We start from the raw sequence: 6,948 nt of genomic DNA, 5'->3' as shown, positions 1-6,948 counted from the left end.
ACCGCTGGAGCGACGAGCTCGCGGACGTGGCGGACAAGGTGTACACGAGGGAGCTGTTTATACGGGACTAGGGAAGAGGGCGGAACCAGGCTGATCCGCTTCAATCATTCGCTATTTTAACCGCGTCGAGGGCGGGGGTGTTCGGCATTAGCCGATACACCCCCGCCCTTCATTGTTCTTCGCAGGTAAAATTCGCCTAATTCGAGCGATCGCTCAACGTGATTCGTGCCTTGAAACCGGCTCCATATTCTCCCGCCCGTGCCTGGTCATCCAACTTGAAGCCGATGTTATACAGCTTCCCCGACTTCGTCTTCCGAACCAGGCCATGCTCCAACATGAATGCGACAACGCGGCGATGTGCTTCGACGTCGTCCAAGTTCAGGTAGAAGCAGGCGACGCCTCTGCCGTTCTCGATAACGGACTCGAATGAGCTGTGCTTGCATTCCGCGACGACCATTCCGAGGGCCACCTTGCGGCAGACTTCCTCCGCGAACTCGATATCGTTGAAGTAGAACATCCATTTCCCGCACCTGCTCTCGTCTAGCGCAGGTGCCAGCTCGGTGTCGATGTAGAACGAACACCATGGGTTGTCCACCCTGACGATTCGGCCGTCTTCGCTCAGCATCGTCTTCTCTTCCATCCATGCCTCATATGGTTTGAGGGTGCTTTCGTAGTACGCGATTGTTCTCGGAGAGCACCCCTCGACTTCCTTGTCGGTAAGGAAGAGACCGAGTAGACTCGAGTTGCTGGGCACGCTGCTTTCGGCATGGCTACACATGGTGCTTTCGAGCACTGCTTTTAAGATTGCTTTATCTGCAGATAGTCTAGAACCGGCTACATCTGTGTTAGAACCATATTGATCATCGCTTCCACCGGGGGCTCCTTTCCCCTTGGTTCGATGGAAACAATTCTGAAGTGCAGGCCTATGTTCCGGTAAATGATTATTTAGCTGAACTCGGAGAAGCCCTTTTTGCTCAAACAATTGAAGAGAACAAGCGAGAAAATCATTACCGTTCAGTCGAGTCATTCTGCGAAGTCAAGGGCGGTTAGAGGCTCCCTAAAGGTTCAGAGCTAATTGCAGAGGCAAACTCTCATCCATATATTCGAGTCCGCGACTTAAACAACGCTTCTGTTCTCTTACTCACTTCGGAAATGCTATATATCGACGATGAAACACGATCTAATATTTCGCGCTACGTTGTCAACACTGGCGATCTAATTGTTTCCGTTGTCGGAACGATTGGCCTTACGGCGTATATCGGAAAAACGCTCGATGAGGCAAACCTCACAGAGAATTGCAACAAACTTACTTCGTTTAAAGGCGACTTTGCGGCGTGGTCGTATTTCTTTCTTCGTAGCTCAATGGGCATGGAAGCTATTAGGCTTGGAACTGTTGGTGCCGTTCAGACCAAGCTTGCATTAAAAAACATTAAGTCGATGAACGTCCCGTTTGCTCCAGCTTGTGCAATAGAAAGAACGACTTCGACGCTCAATGGTATTCTTGAGCTCATATAGGCTAATATACTCAAGTCGTAGGCTCTTGGCGAACTGCGTGACGCATTGCTTCCCAAACTCATGTAGGGCGAAATCGACGTCTCTCAGTTTGGCGCTGTTCGGATGGATTAGGTATAGAGCGCTATGGCAGGGGGGCGAAGATGATGATTGTTGTAAATGAATCGGCTGCTGCTTCATATCTATACCTAATGGGATTAACCATAGACGAAGAGCTGCCGCTTACGCAACACCTCTCTCTATTGCCGGCCACGTGCAAGGCCTCGCCGGACGACATGATAAATTCTGTGATGAAATATGGCAGCGGAGATGAGACCGATTTAGGTGTCTTGATTGCCGTCCTTAGGAAAACTACAGCTCAGTTGCGCGTTGTTGGAGAGGGCAAAGAGCTTGCAGTTCGAGTTTGGAATGCCCAATCTGCAATAGTTCTATTGTCCGCGCTTTTGAATTGCGAATTGTATTGGCATGTTCAGAGCGATTCGCGGACAGAAGATTTTTCGCCATGCTCGGCAATCAATGTTGTTCTTTCTACAAGGTTGTTCATTCCAAGAAAATTGAAAGTGATCAACGATTCAGAGAAGCAGTGGATAAGACAGCATTATCGGGACGCATGGGAACTGTTTGATAAAAACACGCGATTTGAGACCGCGGTGAATTCCTTGTGGAGCTACAAGCAATCGCTTCGACCTTCAGTTCAAATGGCGATTATATGGGCTGGGATTGAGTCATTGTTTGGAGTCCGGAGCGAACTTGTTTTTCGTGTCAGTACTCTCGCAGCTTTGTTTCTTGGAGGAGGCAAGCAAAAACAGCAAGAAATAAAGAAACTATATAGAGCAAGGTCAGAAGCCGTTCATGAGGGAAAACAACCTTCTGAGTCTTGTGTTTCCGATTCTGCAAAATTATTGCAAGCGCTAATCTTGGAATGCGTCGAACGGGGCTGTTTACCAAATGAGGACGGTTTGCTTTTCGGATTCGAAGAAGGATCGGCTAAATAATCATTTATCGCCCTACGAGTATTTGCAGATGAGACACCGATGCGTTTCAGTTGCATTGCATAGACAAGATAACGAAAAAGCAGCAAATCAAGAATGGCGATTCGCAAACATGGTTTATCCGGAGTTTTCACCAACCGCATCTTTGCGCGCCGCCTCAAATGAAACCCATAATGGAGTTTGGGCCATTCCAGAGTCACTTGCGCAAAGGTATTGCGAGTTTTTGGATCCAGTGATTTTGAGACGTAGCGTCGCCACTCAGACCGCGAACGCTTCATCGATCTGCAACTTCGGCAAAGCAAAAGGCCGAACATATGACCATGTTTTGATTTATCCAGTTGCCGATATGGCCTCTTGGTTGCAAGATGCCTCGACGGATCTGAAGCCGCAGACACGCTCCAAGCTCTATGTTGCAATTACTAGGGCGAGGTTCAGCGCTGGCTTCGTGGTTGCTGACAATAAAATAAATGAGCTTCCAGACACGCTAAGCGTCTGGAAGCCATAAATCAATCACGTGTTTGTTTGTCAGCAAAAGCGGATCCCTACGTGAACCTAAAGACGGCCTTGATCAGCCATCCGTTGAACCTGGAGATGCACTTACCAGTCAACTTCATCCATATCACCCCAATCCTCTGAAACAACTCTCATGTCACCCTTCTCTGGCTGCGTCTCGGTTGCGCCCAGCGCCTATTTGGCTACTTCCGCTTGTATCCTGAGTAATAACCTCCGCTGCTGCAACCAAGGTGGCGAATTGCTGCCTTTGCCATATGGATCTGTATGTAAGTGCTTCGAGGTGATGATGCCGATCCCACTTCAATTCATGGACGCATCGAAATAATAGGGCGGAGTCGCTCTCTCGATCCCGCCTCGCAAACCCGAATAGTTCTGACTTTCCCGTTATCCGGAACATCTGGGGAAGTTCGCGTCCCAGTCCGGAAAACCCAATGCCTGAAACGACGATGCCAAGGGGTTACTCGGTCAGCTTCTTGCATCCGTGCCAGGTCAAGGGAAGGGGCAGCCTGTAGAACGAGGTTGGCTCCATAGGGATCTCCTCGAGCCTTCCGTTGCCCCGCCGAACCCATGAAGTTCCGCTTGCGTCGGTGAAAGCCGTTTCGGGTGCCGTGCGTACTCCCATTCCGTGCCCTTCCGTCGGGAGCCATATGCACCATGCTCCAGGAGGAAGCGTGCCGACGCAGACGCGGTTGGGATAAGCGGGGCGGTTATCCTCACCTTTGAAAGAGGGGCCGGCCCCGCTAATCCCGACGCAGGTGACGATTACGTCGTAGACGGGGGACTCGCTTTCGTTTCGAAGCACGACGAATTGCCAGACGAACCGATTGTCCTCGGGCTGATCAGTTCGGTTTCGATCCCCTTCGTACCATGCCGATATGCGGGATGGCTGATGCCGCTTGATGTCGTCCTCCCTGTTCCTTTTGCTCTGGCTGCCTTGCCAGAATGCGACAATCAAGGCCACCAAGGTAACGAGTCCGATGAATGCTTGGACAATCAGATTGGCGATGTCTATATCGATGCCAAAAATCATTGGATGGTCACCGGCTCAGCGTCGTGGGGCGATAATTCTAACTCCGAATAATACGGCTTGATCGATGGTCGACGTTACGTAAACGTCAAAATGGGTTTGTCTTAACAGCCTTATTTTCTTAAGACAAACTTGCCGCAACGCCAATTCAAAGAGTTTGCCGTGACGCAGACAGATGCAGTTGGTTGCTGAAAAGCGTGGTTATTTGGGCAGGATTCGCTTCAAAACGCCCGTCGATTATTACGATCTAATGCAGCCTGTAGGGTGGATGTACTTCGATAAGCAGTAGTCGACATGCTCTGGTTTTGAACGAAAAGTCCCAGAGACAATCGATAACGATTCTTCTTTGATGATGCGAGCGGCGCTACCATTAGCAGCGCCGCTTGTTTTCCGCTCGCAGATAGATCCCGCCATGTTGACCACCGAATGCATCTTGACCGACGTGCTCGTACTCCTATTCGGGCACAGAAATTGGAGGCGCGGCCCCCAGCGTCTACTCAGCGAAATTCGTTAAGAAAGCTGACATCGAACACTGTGAACTCCGTCATCGAATCGAATCTCATTGACTGGGATGCGTTCATTAATGATGACTTTGATGCCTATTTCAAAGCTCGCGTCATGGCTTTGCTGGACGCTATTGAGTTCGCACTGGGCAAGTCCATCTCCGATAGGGGCACCGAAGAAACAGTAAAGAGATTTGGCCGCTCATTGGAATAAGATGCTTCTTAGCTCCGTTATTGGTTATAGAAAGAAGGCTTAATGTCTGATTTTGAAATTTTGCAGCAGTTGTGCGAAACAGCAGACGAACTTTCAAAGAAATACATCAGCTCTAGTTCGCCTGACTTTAAAGCATGGAAGACAAGGTCGGACAGGCTTTTAATTAGGCGATTTGGAAAAGACAGCTACGAATTTAAAAGCTTTAACAAAATCAGCTACTCGTTGTCTTTCTTCACCTCCGGTACGCCCGACTCGGCTTTCGTTGAAGCCTGTGCGGACGGCCTGCGCAGTGCAAAAGCTGTGCTGGAGACATACCTTGATGAGTTTTCAGACGAAGGGGAAACCGGATCGACTGCAAATGTTGGAGATTATTCGAAGGTATTTATCGTTCATGGTCACAACGGAGAGCTTAGAGAAAGGGTCGCGAGAATCATCGAAAGGCAGGGCCTGACGGCGGTTGTCCTAAACGAGCAGTCAAATCAGGGCAAGACAATCATCGAAAAGCTGGAAATTGAAGGCGATGCAGCAGGAGCGGTATGCCTTTTTACGGCGGACGACGAAGGAAGAGCCCAGGCAGAACAGTCGGAAAAGCCCAGGGCTAGACAAAATGTTGTATTTGAAGCCGGATACTTTATTGGTCGGCTTGGCAGGGAAAACGTTGCAATTCTTGTTGACAAAGGTATCGAGATTCCCTCCGATCTACAGGGCGTCGTTTATACCGGAACAGACAGTTGGGAGTTCGGCCTCTTGAAAGAACTCAAGTCCATGGGATATTCCATCGACTTTAATAAGATGGATATCTAATCCGTTGATCCCTCCTTTCACCGACTGGCAAAACGATTTACACCTAATTGTGGACATTGCCCACACGATTTCTCTTTGCTCCCGCATTGATCTCGCTAAACTATAAATTGCTGCTACCAGGGCATTTTCTGGTGCACATTCTATTGGCTCCTGCGAAGATCGGAGCAGGTATGTTTGCTGCCAAGTCCCACACCAGCCGTCATTACATTCCGATTGTTGCCATGGCCTGCCTATGCGTTTTGCTGGGCGGGCCTTCTTATGCCGCTGGCGCGGAGAGCCTCATCATCGCGGGCGCGACGTACTACGAGCCGGGCGTGTCGGGCCCCGGCTGGGTCTGGACCGACGCCGACCACCTGGAGCTTAATGGCTACGCGGGCGAGGCCATCGGCGCCGAGGGCGACCTGGTGCTGACGCTTGCCGGGCAGAACTCCGTGACGGAGTCGCATGCGCCCGATGCGGACATCACGCTGTGCGGCATGGAGGTGTGGGGCAACCTGACGCTTCGCGGCACCGGGACCCTGACGGCGACGGGCTCGCAGTGCGGGATCCACGTGTCGCAGGCGCTCGTGGTTGACGGCTGCACCGTCGATGCGCGGGCAGACGGGGCCGATATTACAAACGAGGCGGTCGCCGGCGTGATTGCCGGCGACATGGCCGTGCGCGGCGGCGGGCGCGTCGTTGCCGCGGGCGCCGGGTCCGGAGCGGGCGTGCGGGCTTATGGCGTGTTTCTGCAGGACGCGGGCCTTAGCGCTGGTGTGGACGGCTGCCGGCTTTCCGTCGACGCCTCGTGGCTTGATGCGGCCGGTGCCGACGGCGGTGTTGCGTGCACGGTCGGGTCGCTTGTGTCCGCACGGTTTGTGACGCCTGCTGGTGGGGTCTTTGGTGCTAGTGGCGTGGTGGCTGCCTCCGGTGCAGTGGCACCGCATGTAGTGATTGAGCCCGATGTCGCCACACCTCCGGCGGGGGAGACCGGTGGGGGCGAGGTACCGGGTGGCGCGGGCGAGCCGGCTGGTGGCGCCGGTCCTGCCGGTGGGCAGCCCGGTGCCGGGTCCGCGACGGATCCCGCCCTGAAGCCCGCGACTGCGACGCCCAAAACGATCACGACAACCAAAACGACAGTAAACAGGACCACGGTGTCCACGCCATCCAAGGCCAAGGCTGCCGGCGCCGCCACCGCCACGCTCCCCAAGACCGCCGACAGCAACTGGATCGCCGCCTCATTAGCGCTATTCCTGCTAGGAGCAGCGCTTATAGCTGCCGCGCACCGCTGCTCGGTATCGCATGCATCGTCATGGCGGTTGTTCCCGCTTTGAGCTACGCAGGCAACCGATTAAAAGCGAGTTTTATGTTTCCCAAAGTAGGGGCGCACCGGCTAACGCCGGC

8 protein-coding genes are annotated in these 6,948 nt (G+C 52.6%); 7 read left to right on the top strand and 1 reads right to left on the bottom strand.

Features of this window, described 5'->3' with window-relative positions:
- Window positions 1–196: 196 nt before the first annotated feature.
- On the bottom strand, window positions 197–640 hold the full coding sequence (locus SFLMC1_RS07675) for a hypothetical protein (RefSeq protein ID WP_152074661.1): 444 nt from the start codon (window positions 638–640) through the stop codon (window positions 197–199).
- 434 nt (window positions 641–1,074) lie between these two features.
- On the opposite strand from SFLMC1_RS07675, the gene SFLMC1_RS07670 reads away from it, so the two are divergent.
- The 7 genes from SFLMC1_RS07670 (at window position 1,075) to SFLMC1_RS07640 (ending at window position 6,878) form a co-directional block, all read left to right on the top strand.
- A complete protein-coding gene (locus SFLMC1_RS07670) occupies window positions 1,075–1,515 on the top strand; it encodes a restriction endonuclease subunit S (protein WP_117769675.1) in 441 nt (146 codons plus the stop codon).
- A gap of 140 nt (window positions 1,516–1,655) precedes the next feature.
- On the top strand, window positions 1,656–2,507 hold the full coding sequence (locus tag SFLMC1_RS07665) for a hypothetical protein (RefSeq protein ID WP_117769676.1): 852 nt from the start codon (window positions 1,656–1,658) through the stop codon (window positions 2,505–2,507).
- Window positions 2,508–2,616: 109 nt separating this feature from the next.
- On the top strand, window positions 2,617–3,009 hold the full coding sequence (locus SFLMC1_RS07660; protein ID WP_147332604.1) for a hypothetical protein: 393 nt from the start codon (window positions 2,617–2,619) through the stop codon (window positions 3,007–3,009).
- A gap of 897 nt (window positions 3,010–3,906) precedes the next feature.
- Window positions 3,907–4,098: a hypothetical protein gene (locus SFLMC1_RS07655; RefSeq protein ID WP_147357110.1), complete on the top strand. Its 192-nt coding sequence runs from the start codon at window positions 3,907–3,909 to the stop codon at window positions 4,096–4,098.
- A 480-nt stretch (window positions 4,099–4,578) separates the two neighbouring features.
- The gene (locus SFLMC1_RS07650; protein ID WP_117636983.1) at window positions 4,579–4,761 is read left to right on the top strand and encodes a hypothetical protein; all 183 of its coding nucleotides are present in this window, start codon (window positions 4,579–4,581) and stop codon (window positions 4,759–4,761) included.
- 42 nt (window positions 4,762–4,803) lie between these two features.
- Window positions 4,804–5,565, top strand: a complete 762-nt coding sequence (locus SFLMC1_RS07645) for a TIR domain-containing protein (RefSeq protein ID WP_152074662.1) — start codon at window positions 4,804–4,806, stop codon at window positions 5,563–5,565.
- A gap of 170 nt (window positions 5,566–5,735) precedes the next feature.
- A complete protein-coding gene (locus SFLMC1_RS07640; protein ID WP_152074663.1) occupies window positions 5,736–6,878 on the top strand; it encodes a hypothetical protein in 1,143 nt (380 codons plus the stop codon).
- Window positions 6,879–6,948 lie beyond the last annotated feature (70 nt).

Source organism: Collinsella aerofaciens (assembly GCF_901212495.1).
Classification (GTDB): domain Bacteria; phylum Actinomycetota; class Coriobacteriia; order Coriobacteriales; family Coriobacteriaceae; genus Collinsella; species Collinsella aerofaciens_H.
Note: the sequence above shows the minus strand (reverse complement) of the source record. Positions and strands in the feature narration are given on the sequence as shown.